Source organism: Paraburkholderia nodosa (assembly GCF_001718195.1).
Taxonomy (GTDB): domain Bacteria; phylum Pseudomonadota; class Gammaproteobacteria; order Burkholderiales; family Burkholderiaceae; genus Paraburkholderia; species Paraburkholderia nodosa_A.
Window position 1 is genome coordinate 412,062 of record NZ_MCNV01000002.1, and the last position, 19,539, is coordinate 431,600.

Genomic DNA, 19,539 nt, shown 5'->3' on the forward strand with positions numbered 1-19,539 from the left:
TGACAATAAGGAGGAGACGCCTTTGAACATCGACCAGCTCGTTGCGATCGACACGCACGTCCACGCCGAAGTGTCGTGCTGCCAGCCGCCCGACCTCTTCGCGAAGGAGTTCGACGACGCCGCCGACAAGTATTTTGGCACCGTGTTGAAGCAAGGCCGCCGCCCGACGATTCCGGAAACGATCGAGCACTACCGCGAGCGCAACATCGGTTTCGTGATGTTCACGGTGGATTGCGAGGCGAATATCGGGCGTCGCCGCATCGACAACGAAGAGATCGCCGACTTCGCGCAGCGGAACGCCGACATCATGATCGCGTTCGCCAGCATCGACCCGCACAAGGGCAAGTTCGGCGCGCGCGAGGCGCGGCGGCTGATCGAGGCGCATGGCGTGCGCGGCTTCAAGTTTCACCCTACCATGCAGGGCTTTTTCGCCAACGACCGGCTGGCTTACCCGCTATACGAAGTGATTGCCGAATATGGCCTGCCCGCGGTGTTTCATAGCGGCCACTCGGGCATGGGTTCGGGCATGCGCGGCGGCGGCGGGTTGCGTCTGAAGTACTCGGAGCCGATCTATCTCGACGACGTGGCCGCCGATTTCCCCGACATGAAGATCGTGATCGCGCATCCCTCCTGGCCGTGGCAGGAGCAGGCGCTTTCCATCGCGCTGCACAAGCCCAACGTGTATATCGACCTGTCGGGCTGGTCGCCGAAATACTTCTCGCCGGAATTGGTGAAGTACGCGAATACGCTGTTGCGCGAGCGAGTGCTGTTCGCTTCCGACTTTCCCTTGATCCGTCCGGATCGCTGGCTCGCGGATTTCGATACGCTCGACATCAAGCCGGAAGTGCGCCCGTTGATCCTCAAGGAGAATGCGGTACGGCTGCTGGATCTCGGCGCGAAAACCTGAAGAAACGGCGCGCCCGGCGAGACACGGCCACGGTATTCGATACGCTGCGCCCATGCAATTTACATCAAGCGGAGCACGATTCTATGGAGAAGCGCTTGCAGGTCGCGTCGCGTGTCGATCACGAGGTGAATAAAAACGGTGTCGTCGCGGACCTGATAGATGATCCGGTTCTTGCCCGAAAACATCTGTCGAAAAGTGTCGTCGACAAAGCCATCGAGTTCGGCAGGCACATGGCCGCTCTCCGGGAACTCGCGGGTCTGCGCAATGGTGTCCTGGAGTTGAGCCGACGTCTGACGCCAGGTCTCCCATCCGGATGCGCGGACGATGTAGCTTCTCAGCTCATCGATACCGATCCGCGCGGTCGGCAGGACGCGGTACTTCAGCAGCAGGGCCTGCATTAGCGAAGCGTTTCCGCGTGATGATGAGCGGCTCCCCTGAATCGGTCAGATCCTTGACGATTTGCGCGGCTTCACTCTTGAGGTAGCTGATTGGCTTCACGTGATCGGCGAGAATTATCGGTCCGATTGCACGCACCACCTTTTAGGGCCGGAAGAAACGGGCGCCCCCACAGCGTATCCGCTAACGGGCGACGATGATCGTCATCTCGGATTCGTACTTGATCCGCACGTGGCTATGGTGCTTGAGGGACTGCATCACTTCGATCAGATCCGGGCGGCTGACCCGAATGGAACGGGCAGTGCCGGACTTGTCGACGACGGTCAGGAGGTTGAGCTTGCGGTCGACGCCGGTGACTTGCGCCACGCCGCTGAAGACCCGGAGTACCTGGAAGTTTTCCTGGTCGGCGCCGGAGGAGTGCTGGGTCACCTTTGCCGTGTGGCTCAGGCGCGTCACCGCCGCGCCCTCGGCCGGCGTCAATCCGGTGACGTACGGCTCCATGTAGTGGGTCGTCAGCTTGTCGCCGACCCGGATGACCTTGAGCACATCGGGATGATCTTTCACGTTGAAGCTCAGGTCGTCGTGACCCGGCACGGTCACGACGATGAGTGCATTCTTCTGATCGATCAAACTGATGGTGCCGCTTTCCGTGTCGACGGAGGCCCCGGCTGGCATGGCCTCCGAGGCGGCAGAGGCGTCCTCGTCAGCCGCGCGGCACAGGGGTACCGAGGCCGCAAAGAAGCCGCATGCTACGACTGAGAGCGCCAGGCAGCGCGCGAACGCAATGCGCGTATTCGATCGGTAGAGCATGGTAGTCCCCTTGAGACGATCAGGTGCCACGCTTGCTGCGCCGGTCCGGGACCATGGCGTGTGTTCTCGGAGCCTAACACTGCAGGACGCCCCGACCATCGGACTTTGGTCCTATAGGGTAGAGGCTGGGGTCGAGGCTGGGGTCGAGGCTCCCTACCGTGCGAAGGCCGCCGCACAGCTTCCCGGCGCCTGCCCCGGCACCGGCGAGCGGAACGTGAACAGGCCGCCCGCCAGCGGCTGCTTCTCGCGCTCGGCTGCCGTGAGCCCCTTCCACGCGGTGGAAACGTACACGGTCTGCAGATCGTCCCCGCCGAACGCGAGTTTCGTGATATTTGCGCACGGAAACGCGATCTGGCCGGCCAGTTCGCCTTCGGGCGAATAACGGTCGATGCGCCAGCCGCCGAACAGTGCGACCCACACGTAGCCCTCTGCGTCCACGGCCATGCCGTCCGGGTACCCGTCGCCGGAAATGGCGGTGAAGACGCGCTTGCCCGACAGCGTGCCGTCAATGGCAACATCGAACGCATACACGACGCGACGCATCGTGTCGTTGTGATAGAGCGTGCGGCCGTCCGGACTCATGGCCGGGCCGTTGGTGATCACGTAGCCGCTGTCCTGCGTGCTCACCACCGCGCCTGCGTCCACGCGATACAGCGTGCCGCTCGGCGCTTGCTCGGCGTCGTCCATCGAGCCGAACCACAGGCTCCCGCGCGTATCGGCGAAACCGTCGTTGAGGCGATTGCCCGGCAGATGCGGCTCGACATCGACCAGCTTGTCGAATTCCCCGCTCACGGCGTCGAAACGATACAGGCCGTCAGGCAGGCCGCACACGAAAGCCCGGTCGCCCAGCGGCGCGATGAAGCCGACCTGGTCGGGCGCGTACCACGTCGTGCGCTCCCCGGTCGCGACCACGAAGCGATGAATCCGGCGGCCCTTGATATCGACGAAATAGACCGCGTTTTCCGCGGCCTGCCAGAGCGGCCCTTCGGCCAGCTCGGCGCCGATCGGCCAGACGCACACGGGATGCGGCATCGTCATTCTCCGTACCATCCCGCGTCGACGAAGTAATCGCGCCCGGAGCAGCGCGAGGCGTCGTCGGATGCGAGGAACAAGGCCATGCGGGCCACGTGCTCGGGCTCGATGCGCAGCTGCAGACACTGCCCCGCGACGACTTTCGCCTCGCTCTCCGGCGTTTGCCACAGGTTCATCTGCCGCGGCGTCTTCACGGCGCCCGGGATAATGCAGTTCACGCGAATACCCGCGCCGCCCAGGTCGCGCGCGAGGCCGCGCGTCAAACCTTCGATGCCGGCCTTGGCGGTCAGGTAGATCGGCAGGTTCGGCAACGCGACGTGCCACGACACCGAACCGAAGTTCAGGATCACGCCGCGCCCCGCCTGGCGCATGCCCCGCGCGGCGGCCTGCGCGCAGAAGAACTGATGGCGCAGGTTGACGGCGATGCGCCCGTCCCAGTAGCTCGCGGTCAGCTCGCCAATATCATGGCGGTCGTCGTTGCCCGCGTTGTTCACGAGCACGTCGATCGGGCCCGCGGCATCGACGATCGACGCGAACACGCTCTCGATCGCGTCCACGCTGCACAGGTCGCAGCGCTTGAACAGCGGCGGATGCTTCGCACCGCGAAGCTTCTCCTGAAGCGCGAGCGAATCGTCTTCGGCCACATCGAGGAAAAACACGCGCGCGCCCTGCTGCGCGAATGCCTCCACGACCGCGGCGCCGATCCCGCTGCCGCCGCCGGTGATAACGACGGTTTTGTCCGCCAGGCTCGGATAGATTGCGTACGACATCAAATATTCCAGTGTTGACTTGTCAGAACCCAAACAGGGCGGCGAGCCGCAAATGGCTCGCCGCCCTGACCTGCCGCTTCCCGTTCGCTTACGAGACGACTTCGACGGCGCTCAGCATGCGCCAATCGCGCGGGAGCGTGCGCGCGGCACTACCCACCACCGTGACCGTGCCGCTCAGATGAATATCACGGCTCGAACTGCCCACCATCAGATCGAATTTGCCCGGCTCGACGATGCGCTCACCGCGTACGTCGGTGAAATTGAACATATCGACGGGCAGCTTCACGTTCACGCGAGTGAGCGCGCCTGCCGCGAGCGGCACACGAGCGAACGCCTTGAGTTCGCGTACCGGCCGCGCCGTCGAAGCATGCTGGTCGCGCACGTAGATCTGCACGATCTCCGTGCCGTCGCGCGAGCCGGTGTTCTCGACCGTGAAGCTCAGTTCGACGGTGCCGTCTTCGAGCGGGACTTCGTGTTGCGCCACCGCGAGACTGCCGTAACGGAACTGCGTGTAGCCGAGGCCGAAACCAAACGGATAGCGGCTGCCGAAGTGGTAGGCGATCGGCGTGCCCGCGCTCTTGAGGCGATGGTTGTACACATACGGCACCGCTCCTGCGCTCTTCGGCACGGAGAGCGGCAGGCGGCCGCTGAACCCGGCGCGACCCACCAGCAGATCGGCAAGCGCCTCGGCGCCGCGCTCGCCCGGCGCAAATGCCATGATCTGCGCGGCAATGCGATCTTCGAGGCCGCCGAGGTTGTACGGGCGGCCGCCCGTCATCACGACGACCGTAGGCGTGCCGCTCTCGACTACGGCCTTGAGCAATTGCAGTTGCACGCCCGGGAGTTCCAGGCTGTCCGTATCGGAGCCTTCGCCCACCGTACCGGACTGGAACAAGCCCGCCAGATCGCCGACGAATACGACGGCCACGTCCGCTTTTCCCGCAGCATCGACCGCGTCGGGAATCGCATCGGTGTCCTTGCTGATCAGTTCGTCGCGGTTGGCGTCGGCGCTCAGGTCGAGCGACACGTCGCCCGGGAAAACCGGCGCACCCGCACGGCGGGTCTTGATGATGTCGCAACCCTTGGCATGCAGCACGCGCGAATCGCCCAGCAGCGCGCGCAGTGCGCCCAGCGGCGTGGCGATCGACGCGACAGACTGCTCGCCCGAGTTGATGAGGTGCACCGGAAAGCTGTAGCCGGCGAGCAGCGCGAGCGGGTCGTCGGCGGTCGGGCCGATCACCGCGATTGTTTGCGCGCCATTGGCGTTCAACGGCAGCACGCCGCCTTCATTGCGCAGCAGCACCGCCGATTCGAGCGCGACCTGATAAGCCGTATCGGCCGCCGCCGTGCCCTTCACGTCCACGCGCTCGGGGTCCACATACGGATTCTCGAACAGGCCAAGGCGGAACTTCGTGCTCAACACGCGCGACACCGCAGTGTCGATCGTCGCTTCGGTGATCTCGCCGCGATCGAGCGCTTCTTTCAGATGGACCGCGCACTCGTGCCCCGGCAACTCGACGTCGAGTCCCGAATTGAACGCGAGCGCCGCCGCCGACGCGCTGTCGTGCGCCACCGCGTGATGGCTGTAGAGCAGGTCGACGGCAGCATAGTCCGCAACGACGAGCCCCTCGAAACCCCACTTTTCGCGCAGCGTATCGTGCAGCAGCGTGCGGTCCGCATGGCAGGGCACGCCGTCGATATCGTGGTACGCCGGCATGATCGAGCCCGCGTGCGCGAGTTTGACCGCCATTTCGAACGGCAGCAGAAACACGTCGTTCAACTCGCGCGGTCCGACGTGCACGGGCGCATGATTGCGGGCGCCTTCGCTCGCGGAGTGGCCGACGAAATGCTTGAGCGTGGCGAGCACGTCGCGGCGCTCGCCTTGCAAACCGTTCACGTAGTGACACGCGAGCACGCCCACCAGATACGGATCTTCGCCGAGCGTTTCTTCGGTGCGGCCCCAGCGCGGATCGCGCGACACGTCGAGTACGGGCGCCAGGCCCTGGTGGCAGCCGATCGAGCGTGCCTGCTCGCCGATGATGCGCCCCACTTCGCCCACGAGATCCGGGTTCCACGTCGCCGCGTAGTTCAGCGGCGAGGGAAACAGCGTGGCGTCCTTGATCATCAGGCCCACGAGACATTCCTCGTGCGACATGACGGGAATACCCAGGCGCGTATCTTCGACCATCTTGCGCTGCAGTTCGTTGAGCGCACGCACGCCCTCTTTGGGATCGACCGTGTGGGTGCCGAGCGGACGCGTGATCTGTCCAAGACCGTGTTCGAGAATCTGGTTCACCGTGAGGCTGTTGGCGCTTTGCGCGAAGTCGATACTGCGCGCCTTGTGCTCGCCGTCGGCCGAAAGCACCAGCCACGCGGCGTGAAGCTGGGCAATTTTTTCATCGAGCGTCATGCGCGCGAGCAGATCCGCCACGCGCTGCGCGGTCGGTGCGTCGGAGCGGCGGTAAAGCGGAATCTCTGTGGTGTGTTCAAGCGACATTGCTTCACTCCCTGGTATTGCACGAGACGGCGCTGATGTTTCGCCGTCCGTTTAGTTGTGCTTTTGAAAATGGCGTTGCGCGGGCGCGCGGCGAAAGCGGCGCCCGGCTTAGATGAGACGACGCAGCGCCATATCGTGTTCGTCGAACACGTGGCATGCCTCGGCGGGCAGCGCAAGCTTGACCACTTCATCGTGCGTCAACACGCTGTCGCCGGGCACCTTGGCGATCAGTGTCGCCGCGCCCGAGCCGGTCTGCGTTGCGTGGATGTAGCTGTGCTCGCCCATGTGCTCGACGAGCTTCACGCGGCACGCCAGCGTCTGTTCGTTGCGTGCATCGCCGGCCACACGCAGATGCTCCGGACGCACACCGAGCGTCACCTTCATGCCGGCGCGCGCACGCGAGCCGTCCACGCGCGCACGCACGCGCTCGCCGCTTTGCAGGTCGATGTCCACGCCGCCATCGTCGCCACCCACCACCGTGCCTGCGAAGAAGTTCATTTTCGGCGAGCCGATGAAGCCCGCGACGAACCGGCTCTTCGGATGGTGATACAGATCGAGGGGCGCCCCCACCTGCGCGACGCTGCCGTGGCGCTCCATGTGATCGCCGGCCTGCAGGAGCACGATGCGATCGGCCAGCGCCATGGCTTCCACCTGATCGTGCGTCACATACACGGCGCTCGCCTCGCTGAACTCGCGATGCAGACGCGCGATTTCGGTACGCGTCTGCACGCGCAGCGCCGCATCGAGGTTCGAAAGCGGCTCGTCGAACAGGAACACGCCCGGCTCGCGCACGATTGCGCGCCCGATCGCCACGCGCTGGCGCTGGCCGCCCGAAAGCGCTGCGGGCCGGCGTTCGAGATAGCTATCGAGCTGCAGTGCGGCAGCCGCGCTGCGCACCTTCTTGTCGATGACGGCCTTGTCGATTTTCGCCTGACGTAGACCGAATGCCATGTTCTCGTACACGCTCATATGCGGATAGAGCGCGTAGTTCTGGAACACCATCGCGACCTTGCGCTTCGCGGGTTCGACTTCGTTCATGCGTTCACCGTCGATGCGCAGTTCGCCGTCGGTGATCGATTCGAGTCCGGCGATCATGCGCAGCAGCGTGGACTTGCCGCAGCCCGACGGGCCGAGGAACACACAGAATTCGTTCTTGCCGACTTCGAGGTTGGCGTCGCGGATCACCGCGTTGCCGCTCGCGTAGGCCTTCTGTACGTTGTTGAGGGAAATGCTTGCCATATCGTTTTATGCGAAGTTCGGTTAGCGGTGCGAATCAGACCTGAATCAGCCCTTGAGCGAGCCGGCCATCATCCCCTTGATCACGCGCTCCTGACCGAACGCGTAAGCGACGATCAACGGCAACGACGTGAGCACGAGAACGGAAAGCATCGAGGGTATGTTCGACGCGTATTGCCCCATGAAGTCCCAGATCGCGAGGGGCAGCGTACGGTGCTCGGACGTCGACGTGAGCATGTACGCGAAGATGAACTCGTTCCAGAGACCAATGCCGTTGAAGATCGCCACCGTGGCGAGCCCCGGTCCCGAAAGCGGGAAGAAAATGCGCCAGAAAATGCGGAACGGGCTGCAGCCGTCGAGCTGCGCGGCTTCTTCGAGCTCGCGCGGAATCTGCCGCATGAACTCGGTCAGGATGAAGATCGACACCGGCAGGCTGAGCGCCACGTAGGGGCCGAGCAGCGCGAACTGCGTATCGTAAAGACCGAGGTTGCGCGTAAGCAGGTAGATCGGCACCAGCGTCGCATGCAGCGGCACGATCATGCCCGCCACCACGAGACCGAAGAGCAGCTTGTTCAGCCTGAAGCGCATGCGCGCAAACACATAGGCCGCCATCGCGCTGATGACGACGATCAGCGCGACCGACACGCCCACCGTGAACAGGCTGTTGCGGAAATATGTGAAGAACGGCCCCTTCAGCACGGCCGCGTAATTGCCCCAATAAAGGTGGCTTGGCGGCGCCCACACGGAAGTCGTGAAGGTCTCTTCCTGGCTCTTGACGCTCGACACCACCATGAAGATGAACGGCACCGTGGTGACGGCCAGCCAGATCAGCGCGAGGATCGGAATCGTCACACGGGGAAAGCGGAATTTCTTGATCATGCTTCAGACCTCGGTTGCATAGCGGCGCGTGAAGTACATCGACACCGCCGCCACTGCGATGACGATCAGGAACATCGCCGAGCCGATGGTGCTGCCGTAGCCGAGCTGGAACGAACTGAACACCGTGCGATACATGTAGGTGGCCATCACCTCGGACGAGCCCTCGGGGCCGCCGCCGGTCATGACGAAGACGAGATCGAAGTAACGCAGCGAGCCGAGCACGGAAAGGATCACGGCCGTGCGCACCGTGCCCTGCAGGTGCGGCAGCTTGATGCGCCAGAAGATGGTCCACTCGGAAGCCCCGTCGAGCAGCGCTGCCTCGTTAACCTCGGCCGGCATCGACGAGAGGCCGGCGAGGAACAGAATCATGTAGAAAGGAGCGTTCTGCCAGATGATCACGGCGATGGTCGCGCCCAGCGAGAAGTGCGGGTCGCCCAGCCAGTCCTTCGCGAGACCATCGAGCCCGAATGCCTGCAGCGCGACATTCAGGGGTCCGAAATTCGGATCGTAGATCTGCTTGAACAGCACGCCGATCGCCACGCTCGACATGAGCAGCGGCAAAAAATAGAGAACCTTGAGTACGCGCGAGCCACGGCCGGCCTTTTCCAGCAGCACGGCGAGCGCCAGCGCGACAGGAAGCTGAATGACAATCGAGGCGAGCGCGAGAATCACGTTGTTCTTGAGCGATTGCCAGAACACCGTGTCATGGGCGAGCCGCGCCCAGTTCGCGAGCCCCGTATAGCGGGCCGTATTGCCGAGACCATTCCAGTCGAGCAGCGACAGCCGCAAGCTGGAAACGAGCGGATAAAGCAGGAACACGGCCAGCAGCAGCAGCGCCGGCGCGAGAAACACGACCGTGACGAGCGTTTGCGAGGAGAGCTTCAGCCGGCGTTCGGGTGTAGCGGAAAGTGCAATATTCACGAGCTTTTCTGCCGGCCGGCGCCTTGCGGCGCCAGCCGGACTTTTCCTGAGTGCTGGAGATCAACCGCCCTTCTTCGAAGCGGCTTCCATTTGCTGCGCGGCCGCCTCGGGCGTCACCGACAGACCGAACAGCGCCTGCGTCGTGTCCTTGTGCAGTTCGCCCAACGCCGGCGGCAGAGCCTGGTCGTACCAGAGCTGCACGCTCGGCGCCGCGGCAAGCAGTTGCTGCAGACGCTGCGTGAACGGATCGTCGATCTTGACGTTGTTGACCGGCGGAAGCTTGTGGTCATCCGACGCGCGCGCCTGCATCGCCTGGTCGTCGGTCAGCGACTGGATCAGCTTGAATGCGGCTTCCGGCGTCTTGCACTCGGTCGAGATGCTCAGGAAGCCATCGCCCACCGTGCCGATCAGGTCGCGCGGGTCGCCCTTGCCGCCCGGCACGCTCGGGAACGGGAAGAAGTCGAGATCCTTCGAGAACGTCGGATTTTCGTTGGCGATCGTCGAAGCTTCCCAGGCGCCCATCAGCTCCATCGCGGCCTTGCCCGTATACAGCAGACGGCGCGATGCACCCGAGTCATAGTCGAGGCCGTTGATGCCCGGCGCAAACGCGCCCGCCTTCACGAGCTCCTGAATGCGCTTGCCGGCTTCGATGAACGCCGGATCTTCGAAGCCCTTGCCCTTTCCTGCGATCGCGTCGCTCACGACTTGCGGACCGCCGATACGGTCGACGAGGTACATGTAGTACATCGAGCCCGTCCACTTGTTCTTGTTCGCAAGCGAGAACGCTGCCACGTTGTGCTGCTTCAGCACATCCACGACGTGCATCAGTTCATCCCACGTCTTGGGCGGCGTAATGCCGTACTTCTTGAAGACTTCCTTGTTGTAGAAGATCACGGCGGCCGCGGCGTTTTCGGCAGCGACACCGTAGGTCTTGCCGCCGAACGTCGTGACGCTCCACGACGACTGCATGAAGCGGTTGCGATACGCCGGGTCCTTGTTCAGGTACGGCGTGAGGTCGACGATCTGACCGGATTTCACATATTCCTGCAGGCCGCCGCCGCCCCAGTTCTCGAACACGCACGGCGGCTGGTTCGCACCGAACGCCACCTTCAGCTTCGTCTTGTACGCCTCGTTCAGGACGTGCGAATTCTCGACCTTGTAGCCCGGATCGGCCTTTTCGAAGCGGTCCGACGCGTCACGGATGATCTTGCTCGACGACGCATTGGTCTGCTGATCCCATACCGTGATGGTTTTGGATTCCGCCGCAACGGCGTTCGAAACGACTGCAGACAGTGAAAACAGCAGTGCCGTGGCGCCGGCAATGGCCCGCGCCGTGGAGAAACCTGGGTACGCCATGTTTGTGTCCCCTCTTTAGGAATTTTGAGAGCTACCTGAGTTATCTGCGGGTTTAACGTTAGCCTTAACGTTAGTGGATGTTAAGCCGAGACTCAAACTACGGCTATGCGGGATTTTCCTGGTGAGCCCCCGTGGGAGCTTGCGCCCTGCGCAAGGGTGGTACGCACGGGGACGGTTGCACAAGCGCGCATCTGATAGAATAACCAGCACACAAACGGTATCGCTAACGTGACGAGCGACCCATCCGCGAAGTAACCAGCGAGTCACGAGCGAGTCTTCGCAGACATGACCTCTCGTAAGCCCACACCACGCATGGCAAGGCAAACTCCAACGCTTGAGCACGTCGCCAAGCTTGCCGGGGTGTCGCAGATGACCGCGTCGCGCGCGCTCAATGGACGCCCGGGCGTGTCGCGCGAAACGCGCGACGAAGTACTGAGAATCGCTTCGGACATCGGCTATGTCGTGAACCGCACCGCCCAGAAACTCTCGGGCGGCCGCAACGGCATCATCGGCATCATTACGCCCACGCTCGACACGCAGTTCTCGAGCGAACTGGTGCTCGGCGCGGGCCGCGCGGCACGCGGCGCGGGCATGGAAATGCTCGTGTACACCGTGTTCGACGAAGACCGCCATACGCATCACGACCTGCTCGGGTTGATCCAGCAATTTTCCGACGGCATTCTCGCCATCCTGCCGCGCGAATCGCTCTGCCTCGAAGCACTCGCCACGGCCAAAGTGCCCGTAGTGGTCGTCGATCAGCGCGGCACGCTCACGGGCTTTCCTTCGGTGTCCGTCGACAATTACGGCGGCGCCTGTCTCGCGGTCGAGCATCTCGCGGAACTCGGCCACAAGCGCATTGCGTTTCTCGCCGGCGACGAAACCATCGAAGGCGTGCGCGACCGCCAGCGCGGCTATCGCGACACCCTCGCCAAGCTCGGCCTGCCACGTGAAGACGCGCTGGTCGCCGCGGGCGACCTCTCGCAAATGATGGCGTTCGACGTCACGTTCGACCTGCTCAATCTCCCCGATCCACCCACCGCGATCTTCACGGCCAACGACCAGAGCGCGTTCGGCGTGATCGCCGCAGTCAGGGAAGCCGGCCTGCGCGTGCCCGACGACATTTCCGTGATCGGGTTCGACGACATTCCCATGTCCGAGCAGTTTCATCCTGCCCTCACTACGATTCGCCAGCCGTTTCAGCAAATGGCGCGTTCGGCGGTCAATACGCTGCTCGCGCAGATCGCCGGCATCGACGCCGCTTCGCAGCGCATCACGCTGCCTGCCGAGCTGGTGGTGCGCGACTCGACCGGACCGGTGCGAGCGCGCCACCGCCGCTCGCGTCACCAGATCGTTTCGACGTAAGTCGAGGCGCGCACCTTCGCATCGGAGGTCACGAGCGCGCCGCCATGCGTGCGGGCGGTCGCAACGATCAGCCTCTGATGCGAAGTGAGCGCGGGCGGCAGCGTCGCCGCCCGGAACGCAATTTCCGAATCGACCGGAATCAGGCGCACGCCATCCAGCTTCAGAAACGTCGAGAGCCAGCTACGGGCATCCATGGAAAGCCCCAGGCTGCCCGCCTTCACGAACTCCACGATTTCCAGCGCGCTGATGGCTGAAATGAGGATCTCGCCGCCGTCGAGTTCACGGTCGATCGCATCGTGCGCGGCCTGACTCAGCGCTTTCTGTTTGCCGAGCCAGCACACGAGCGCAAGCGTGTCGAGCGTGATCATTACTCTTCCTGCTCGGCGGGAACCGGTGCAAGCGCGTGCTTGAGATTGAAATGCGTGATCGACGCGCGCAGCAGCTCGAGCGGATTCTCCGTCTTGCTGCGATACGGCCGGATTTCAATGGTGGGTTGTCCCCGGTCCGTCACGACGACGGTTTCGCCCAGCGTTTCGACCTGGCGGAACAGCTCGCAGGCGCGGGACTTGAAAATGGCTTTGGATACTCGCTTTTCCATGACGCTCTCCACCCATCAAAATTCTATCGGATTTTTATTGCATCGGGTCGTTGCGCACGCAACGAAATTGCGCTTCGCACCCCAATGGCTCTTTATCGGCGTTGCCCAACCGTTTCCTGCCTGAACTACGCCCTGCACCGGTATATCTCGCACCAACGAACTGCGGGTTTTTACCGCTAACATGTTTCGCCCGAATCCGCCCCGCGGCCCTTGCGCTTTCATATAATCGGTCTGTCTGATGGATGCCCGTCAAGCAGCCCGAGTTGTGATCGAGCGACCCGCGAGGCACGACAACAGGGTGTGTTGCTTGCCGGCGGATATGCGCGAGTAGCGGTGTACGCTTCGCTTGCCGATACGGACGCTGCCGCAGGAAAGCGGAGCGTTGGGGGAGGTGATTACCTTTGCTGCAGACCATCGATTAAGCAGAAACATAATAACGTTACCCTTAACGTTAATTCATGTTAAATGCCCGCTTCCGGCGCCGCCATGCGTGGTTTACCTGGGCTTGGCGAATCGACGCGGAGTCCGCGTAAACCGCGCCGGATCCCGGCCCAGCAAGGAAAGAGCGGCTGGAAAGCTGGCCACAGGGTACTGCAAAAAAGTACCGTTCCGGCTAACGTTAAATGGGCGGTAAGAAAAGTCGTAACGCCGATTCGCGACACTCATAATCATCCCTGCCCCCATATCGTCACACTCGCTGGTCCGGCTCATCCGGCGGCGGCTTCGTCGCAGGCTCCGCGTCGAAATGAACGATAAACGCATGCAGCGGCTCGCGCCGTTTCTCCTGGCGGTCGCGTTGCGACTCGCGCTCCCTCTCCGTCACATCGCGCGTTTCATCGGACGTCGCGGCCTGCCTGCTGCGCGCATTGACAGCGGACGCGAAATCGTCCTTCGACCCTTTGTTCGTCATGGCACTCTTCCCGGACCAAACCGGCACGTCAAACGACGGCTTGAACGTGCTCTCCCACCTGGGGACGCTCGAACGCCACCGCGTCGCCTTTCGCATCGAACAGCGTGACCGCGGACGAGGCCACCTTGATGGCCACGCGCGCGCCCGGCTCGTATTGCGCGTCCTTCTTGTCGAGCTTGAGCGCGACGGCGTGCGCCATGCCGTCGAGACGCGCGTGCAGGATCGAGACATCGCCCAGATGTTCGACCAGCTCCACGCGAGCGGCGATGCCTTCGTCCGCGAAGCCGATGCTCAGGTGTTCGGCGCGCACGCCCAGGGTCAATTCGCCATTGAGTGCGCGATCCGGGCGGCCCGACAACGCGATACGGTGGCTCGCTCCCGCAAGCGCGAGGACGGTCTGCACGCCGTTTTGCGACACGACCGTCGCGCCGAGCATGTTCATCTGCGGCGAACCGATGAAGCCGCCGACAAAACGGTTCGCGGGCCGGTCGTACAGCTCGAGCGGCGCGCCCGTCTGCTCGATGTTCCCCTTGTTGAACACCACGATCTGCTCGCCGAGCGTCATCGCCTCGACCTGATCGTGCGTGACGTAAATCATCGTCGTGCCGAGTTCGCGGTGCAGCTTCGCGAGTTCGATGCGCATCTGCACGCGCAGCGCCGCGTCGAGATTCGACAGCGGCTCGTCGAACAGAAAGACGCGCGGCTTGCGCACGATCGCGCGGCCAATCGCGACGCGCTGCCGCTGGCCGCCCGAGAGCGCCTTCGGCTTGCGCTCGAGCAGGTGCGTGATCTGCAGGATTTCGGCAGCGCGGCCCACGACCTCGCGTACTTCGCGCTTCGATTTGCCCGAGAGCTTCAGCGAAAAGCCCATGTTCTCCGCAACCGTCATATGCGGGTAGAGCGCGTAGCTCTGGAACACCATCGACACGCCGCGGTCCACAGGCTGCAGATCGTTCACGCGTAGGCCGTCGATCAGAATGTCGCCGCCGCTCACTTCCTCGAGCCCGGCGATCATGCGCAGCATGGTCGACTTCCCGCAACCCGACGGCCCGACGAATACCGTGAACTGTCCATCAGGAATATGAAGATCGATGCCCTGAATGATCTGCGGACCTTCGCCATACGTCTTCACGACGTTGCGCAATACGAGTTCGCCCATTGTTATGTCCTCCTTAGTACGCTTGATCGGCGGCGGCATGTTCCGCGATGACCTTGCCATACCAGTGCGCGCTGTCTTTCAGCGTCCGCTTCTGGGTCTCGTAGTCGACGTACACCATGCCGAAGCGCTTGTCGTAACCGGACGCCCATTCGAAGTTGTCCAGCATGCTCCATGCAAAATAGCCGGCCACGTCCACGCCTTGTCGTGCGGCTTCGGACAATGCGGCGAGGTGCAGATCGAGGAAACGGATGCGGTCGGTGTCCTGCACGCGGTCGTTTTCGAGCACGTCTTTCGACGCGCAGCCGTTCTCGGTGATGAAGATCGGCGGCAGCTTGTACTCGGCATTGAGCTTCGTGAGCAGTTCGGTCAGACCTTCGGGGTAGACTTCCCAGTCCATGTCCGTGAAGCCGTGCACGCCCGGTGGACGCTTGTTGCCCGAAGCGCTCGCGAAGATACGCGTGTAGTAGTTGATGCCGAGGAAGTCGAGCGGCGTGCCGATGATGTCGAAGTCGCCTTCGCGGATCACCTCTTGCGGGCCGTTCGCGCCATACCATTGCAGCGCTTCGGCCGGATATTCGCCCTTGAAGATCGGGTCCATGTACCAGCGGACGAACTTCGCGTATTCGAGCGATGCGGCTGCGAGGTCTTCAGGCGCGTCGGTCGCGCCGTGTGCCGGCGACTGGTTGAGCACGATGCCGAGCGGCGCCTTCACACCATCGGCGCGCATGGCCTGAACGGCCAGGCCGTGCGAAAGCAGCAGATGATGCGCCACGTGCGCAGCCTTCTTCAGGTCGGCATTGCCCGGCGCGAAGTAGCCCGTTGCGTTGCCGAGCCATGCGGTACACCAGGGCTCGTTGTGCGTGGCGATCGACGCCACGCGGTCGCCCAGCACACTGCCGATCTTGCGGGCGTAGTCGGCGAAACGATAAGCCGTATCGCGGCTTTCCCAGCCGTTTTGCTCCGTCTGCAATGCTTGCGGCAAGTCCCAGTGATACAGCGTCGCGAACGGCTGGATGCCGCGCTCGAGCAAGCCGTCGACCAGACGCTCGTAGAACGCGAGGCCCTTTTCGTTGTACGCGCCGCGGCCATCCGGCTGCACGCGCGGCCATGCAATCGAAAAGCGATAGGCGTTGACGCCCATTTGCGCCATCAGATCGAGATCTTCCTCGAGGCGATGGTAGTGATCGCAGGCCACGTCGCCGCTTTCGCCTTTCACGACCTTGCCGGGCACGCGGCAGAACGTGTCCCAGATCGATTCGCCACGGCCGTCCTCACGGGCTGCGCCTTCTATCTGATACGAGCTGGTGGCCACACCCCAGACGAAATTTTCCTTGAATTGAAACGTTGACATAACGGTAGGTATCCTGAATAGTCGTGTCCGCTCTTGCTCGAGCGGCATGAAATGAACGAAGCGAAACTCAAGCCTTGACCGCGCCGGTCGTCAAACCGTCGATCAAGCGCCGCGAGGTGAAAGCGAACAGCACCAGCAACGGCACCACGGCGACCGCCGAGCCTGCCATTACCGCGCCCCAGTCCGAATTGGTCGGGCTTTGCAAAATGCGCAGCGCGAGGGGCAGCGTGTACATCGAGGGCGAACGCAGCACCACGAGCGCCGAGAGGAAGTTATTCCAGGCCTGAATGAAGCTGATGAGCCCGAGCGTGCCCAGTGCCGGCCCAAGCAGCGGCAGCACGATGCTCCAGTAGATGCGGAACTCGCCGCAGCCGTCGATGCGCGCCGCCTCGATCAGGTCGGACGGAATGGCCGACGCGATGTACTGGCGCATGAGGAACACGCCGAGCGCGGCAGCCGCGCCGGGCACGTAGAGCGCGCGCGGCTGATTGATCCAGCCGAGCAGATTCATCGTCATGAAGGTCGGAATCATGCTGAGGAACGGCGGCACCAGCATGGCCGTGAGCGCGACGGCAAAGAGCGTCTTCTTGAAGCGGAACTCATACATCGCAAACGCGTAACCGGCCATCGAGGTGACGAGCAGCGTCAGCACGGTCTGGATCGTGGCCGTATAAAAACTCCAGCCCAGATTGCGCCAGAACGGAATGTGACGCATGAGCGACGCCATGTTGTCGAGAAACGCGTTGCCGAACCACAGCGGCGGCGGCATCGAGAAAATTTCGGAACTCGTATGTGTAGCGAAGACGAACATGAACCAGAACGGCGAGAACATCAGCACCGCGCCCGCCAGCACGACGGCGTAGCCCGTATAACGCGCCTTGTTTTTCGACAGTTTCATCGCTGTGCCTCTTCTTTCATGCCGCTGCGGTGGAAAATGCGCGTGTTGAGCCACATCAGCGCGGAAATCGTGATAAAGAGCAGCCACGCAATCGAACTGGCCGTGCCGAAGTCGCCGTCGTGGAATGCCGTGCGATACATGTAGACCGCCGTCGTCAGGCCGGACTGGCTTGTGCCCATGCCTTCGTTCGGGAGCAGGATGAACGGCTCTTCGAACAGTTGCAGCCCACCGATGATCGAAAGCGTGACCGCGAAGAAGATCATCGGCTTGAGAAGCGGAATCGTGATGCGCGTGAACTGTTGCCAGCCATTGGCGCCGTCGATGCGCGCCGCTTCGTAGAGATCCTTCGGAATGGTTTGCAGCGCGGACAGATAAAGCACCGTATTCCAGCCCACGTAGCGCCAGAAGACGACGACGGAAACCGCCGGCTTCACGTTCGCGGGGTTATACAGCCACTCGATCGGTTTCGAAGGCACGATCCAGTGCAGCCCCGGAATCTTGCCGATCTCGGCGATCGCGAGATTGATCATGCCGAAGTCGGTCGAATACAGCGACGAGAAGATTAGCGCGATCGCCACGCTCGACGTGATGAAAGGCAGGAAATACAGCCCGACCACGAAATTGCGCCAGCGGCGAAATGCGGTTTGCAGAAAGAACGCCAGCGGCAGCGCAATGAGGTGCTGCGGCACGCCGGACATGACCGCCATCGAAGCCGTGTTGTAGAGCGATTTCCAGTACCACGGGTCCGTCAGCGTGAAGGTGAAGTTCGACAGGCCCACCCACTTCATGCTCGCCAGACCCGCTGTCGCGTCCCAACTCTGGAACGAGAGATACAGCGAAAACAGCAGCGGAAAGGCCAGGAACACGGCGAACAGCAGAAAAAACGGCGCGAGAAAGAGGTACGGTGCAATCTTGACCGGATTGAACCGCGGCTTGCCACGAGCGTGGGCGAGCGGCGCGTGCGTATCGGGCACGAGCCCTTCCCGGGAAACCTGTTCAGTTGTGGGCAGAGGAGAGTTCATCAATAATTCCGTCCATTCGGGCGTGGCCGGCCGGGGCGACCGGCCACGCTGTTGCAGCGGGCTTCAAAGCGCGGCGATGCGTGCCGCGCCGTTTCATCAGAGCCGCTTAACGGCGGACACGATGCGTGATTTCAGCCTGTGCCTCCTGCAGCGCCTGGTGGATGTCCTCGTTGCTGTCGACCACCTTGTCGAGCGCCGAGTGGACCGCCTCTTCGGCAACCTGGTCATACTTGCTGCGCTGGATCGCCGGGATATGCGCGGCCGCATCGCGCCAGATCAGGCGTGCCTTCTCGTTGCCCAGGAACGCCACCGGCTGCGCGAAGAAGTCGTCGTGCTGCGCCGAAAGCAGCGCCGGGAAGGCGTCGATCGAGCGGAACGAAGCGAGCTGCTCGTCCGGGCGCGTCGTCAGGAACTTGATGAATTCCCACGACAGCTGCTTTTGCGTGGCCTTCACCGGAATCGACCAGAACGTGCCGCCGAACGATGCATAAGCGCCGTCGGGCAGATTCGTTGCGCGCCACAGGCCCTTCGTATCCGGCGCGATCCACGAGGAGAGGTGGCCGCCGAGCCATGCGCCCATCATTTGCGTGGCGACCGTGCCGCGCTTGAAGCTTTCGGCCCATTCGTTCGACCACGGCGTGATCTTCGCGTCGAGGCCGAGATCACGCGCCTTCTTCGCCAGCTCGAATGCCTTCACGAAACGCGGCGAGGTCACGACCGGATTACCGGCCTTGTCGAAGTACACGCCATCGCCTTCCTTCAGGTCGGCGCGAATATAGATGTCTTCGATATCGCGCGACGACGCCATCAGGTACGCGCCGGTCGCCTTCTTGATCTTCTGCCCGGCCGCCAGATACGACTCCCACGACTTGGTCAAGTCGGCTTCGGTCACGCCTGCCTTGTCGAGAATGTCCTTGCGGTAGAACAGCGTGCCCGGGCCGATATCGCCCGGCATGCCGACAATCTGTCCGTCCTGCGTCGTAGCCTGCGCGAACGTGTAGTTGATGAACTGGCTCTTGTACTGGCCTGCGTTATAGGGCGGCTTCGCCAGGTTCTCGAGACCGCCGCCCGCTGCGAAACGGCCAATGAAGCCGACTTCGACGGCCATCACGTCGGGCAGGTCCGAGCTCGTTGCGAGCGCTGTGGTCATGGCGTTGTGGTGATCGGCGATCGCAAGCGACGACACCTTGATGTCGACGTCCGGATGCAGCTTCTTCCACGCGGGAATCGCGTCCTTGATTTCCTGGTCGAGCTTCGGAAACACCGCGACGGTCAGCGTGGTGCTGGCATGCGCAGCCACGGTAGCCAGGCTGAGCAAAACTGCAGCGGCAGTGCCTGAAAAACGGAAATTCATTACATGTCTCCTGGTGAAACGTTTGTGAGTGACGTTCAATTGCTCCCCTGCTGCTACGAACTACTTCCCCTGTTGTATTCA

Annotated in this window: 19 protein-coding genes; 2 read left to right on the top strand and 17 right to left on the bottom strand. The window is 62.8% G+C overall.

What is annotated here, in order from left to right:
• The first annotated feature begins 22 nt into the window (after window positions 1-22).
• Window positions 23-907 carry an amidohydrolase family protein gene (locus BFD71_RS05165; RefSeq protein ID WP_069262197.1) on the top strand — a complete coding sequence of 295 codons (885 nt, stop codon included), beginning with the start codon at window positions 23-25 and terminating at the stop codon, window positions 905-907.
• A gap of 59 nt (window positions 908-966) precedes the next feature.
• Here BFD71_RS05165 and BFD71_RS38900 read toward each other — a convergent pair whose 3' ends face one another.
• The 9 genes from BFD71_RS38900 to BFD71_RS05210 form a co-directional block, all read right to left on the bottom strand.
• On the bottom strand, window positions 967-1,305 hold the full coding sequence (locus BFD71_RS38900; RefSeq protein WP_083245065.1) for a type II toxin-antitoxin system RelE/ParE family toxin: 339 nt from the start codon (window positions 1,303-1,305) through the stop codon (window positions 967-969).
• A 181-nt stretch (window positions 1,306-1,486) separates the two neighbouring features.
• On the bottom strand, window positions 1,487-2,113 hold the full coding sequence (locus BFD71_RS05175) for a hypothetical protein (RefSeq protein ID WP_069262198.1): 627 nt from the start codon (window positions 2,111-2,113) through the stop codon (window positions 1,487-1,489).
• 153 nt (window positions 2,114-2,266) lie between these two features.
• Entirely contained in the window at window positions 2,267-3,151 is an 885-nt protein-coding gene (locus BFD71_RS05180) for an SMP-30/gluconolactonase/LRE family protein (RefSeq protein ID WP_069262199.1), read from the bottom strand.
• Window positions 3,148-3,915: an SDR family NAD(P)-dependent oxidoreductase gene (locus tag BFD71_RS05185; protein WP_069262200.1), complete on the bottom strand. Its 768-nt coding sequence runs from the start codon at window positions 3,913-3,915 to the stop codon at window positions 3,148-3,150. The genes BFD71_RS05180 and BFD71_RS05185 overlap by 4 nt, the downstream gene beginning before the upstream one ends.
• 88 nt (window positions 3,916-4,003) lie before the next feature.
• The gene (locus BFD71_RS05190) at window positions 4,004-6,412 is read right to left on the bottom strand and encodes a glycoside hydrolase family 3 N-terminal domain-containing protein (protein WP_069262201.1); all 2,409 of its coding nucleotides are present in this window, start codon (window positions 6,410-6,412) and stop codon (window positions 4,004-4,006) included.
• A 108-nt stretch (window positions 6,413-6,520) separates the two neighbouring features.
• Window positions 6,521-7,651: an ABC transporter ATP-binding protein gene (locus BFD71_RS05195; protein WP_069262202.1), complete on the bottom strand. Its 1,131-nt coding sequence runs from the start codon at window positions 7,649-7,651 to the stop codon at window positions 6,521-6,523.
• 45 nt (window positions 7,652-7,696) lie between these two features.
• Window positions 7,697-8,527 carry a carbohydrate ABC transporter permease gene (locus tag BFD71_RS05200; RefSeq protein WP_069262203.1) on the bottom strand — a complete coding sequence of 277 codons (831 nt, stop codon included), beginning with the start codon at window positions 8,525-8,527 and terminating at the stop codon, window positions 7,697-7,699.
• Window positions 8,528-8,530: 3 nt separating this feature from the next.
• Window positions 8,531-9,448: a carbohydrate ABC transporter permease gene (locus BFD71_RS05205; protein ID WP_256094494.1), complete on the bottom strand. Its 918-nt coding sequence runs from the start codon at window positions 9,446-9,448 to the stop codon at window positions 8,531-8,533.
• A 60-nt stretch (window positions 9,449-9,508) separates the two neighbouring features.
• Window positions 9,509-10,804, bottom strand: a complete 1,296-nt coding sequence (locus BFD71_RS05210; protein ID WP_069262204.1) for an extracellular solute-binding protein — start codon at window positions 10,802-10,804, stop codon at window positions 9,509-9,511.
• Between the two features lie 312 nt (window positions 10,805-11,116).
• On the opposite strand from BFD71_RS05210, the gene BFD71_RS05215 reads away from it, so the two are divergent.
• Window positions 11,117-12,166 carry a LacI family DNA-binding transcriptional regulator gene (locus BFD71_RS05215; protein WP_069262205.1) on the top strand — a complete coding sequence of 350 codons (1,050 nt, stop codon included), beginning with the start codon at window positions 11,117-11,119 and terminating at the stop codon, window positions 12,164-12,166.
• On the opposite strand, the gene BFD71_RS05220 is transcribed toward BFD71_RS05215, so the two are convergent.
• The 8 genes from BFD71_RS05220 to BFD71_RS05255 all read right to left on the bottom strand — a co-directional run bounded on the left by BFD71_RS05220 (window position 12,145) and on the right by BFD71_RS05255 (window position 19,458).
• Window positions 12,145-12,534, bottom strand: coding sequence for a type II toxin-antitoxin system VapC family toxin (locus tag BFD71_RS05220; RefSeq protein WP_069262206.1), 390 nt, complete (start codon window positions 12,532-12,534; stop codon window positions 12,145-12,147). The genes BFD71_RS05215 and BFD71_RS05220 overlap by 22 nt on opposite strands.
• Complete coding sequence (locus tag BFD71_RS05225; protein WP_069262207.1) at window positions 12,534-12,764, bottom strand: type II toxin-antitoxin system Phd/YefM family antitoxin; 231 nt, start codon at window positions 12,762-12,764, stop codon at window positions 12,534-12,536. The genes BFD71_RS05220 and BFD71_RS05225 overlap by 1 nt, the downstream gene beginning before the upstream one ends.
• A gap of 688 nt (window positions 12,765-13,452) precedes the next feature.
• A complete protein-coding gene (locus BFD71_RS05230) occupies window positions 13,453-13,674 on the bottom strand; it encodes a hypothetical protein (protein ID WP_069262208.1) in 222 nt (73 codons plus the stop codon).
• 28 nt (window positions 13,675-13,702) lie between these two features.
• Window positions 13,703-14,833, bottom strand: coding sequence for an ABC transporter ATP-binding protein (locus BFD71_RS05235; RefSeq protein ID WP_069262209.1), 1,131 nt, complete (start codon window positions 14,831-14,833; stop codon window positions 13,703-13,705).
• Between the two features lie 13 nt (window positions 14,834-14,846).
• Entirely contained in the window at window positions 14,847-16,184 is a 1,338-nt protein-coding gene (locus BFD71_RS05240; protein WP_069262210.1) for a GH1 family beta-glucosidase, read from the bottom strand.
• A gap of 67 nt (window positions 16,185-16,251) precedes the next feature.
• Complete coding sequence (locus BFD71_RS05245; RefSeq protein WP_028204698.1) at window positions 16,252-17,082, bottom strand: carbohydrate ABC transporter permease; 831 nt, start codon at window positions 17,080-17,082, stop codon at window positions 16,252-16,254.
• Window positions 17,079-18,104, bottom strand: a complete 1,026-nt coding sequence (locus tag BFD71_RS05250; protein WP_069262211.1) for a carbohydrate ABC transporter permease — start codon at window positions 18,102-18,104, stop codon at window positions 17,079-17,081. The genes BFD71_RS05245 and BFD71_RS05250 overlap by 4 nt, the downstream gene beginning before the upstream one ends.
• 106 nt (window positions 18,105-18,210) lie before the next feature.
• The gene (locus BFD71_RS05255) at window positions 18,211-19,458 is read right to left on the bottom strand and encodes an ABC transporter substrate-binding protein (protein WP_069262212.1); all 1,248 of its coding nucleotides are present in this window, start codon (window positions 19,456-19,458) and stop codon (window positions 18,211-18,213) included.
• Between the last annotated feature and the right edge of the window lie 81 nt (window positions 19,459-19,539).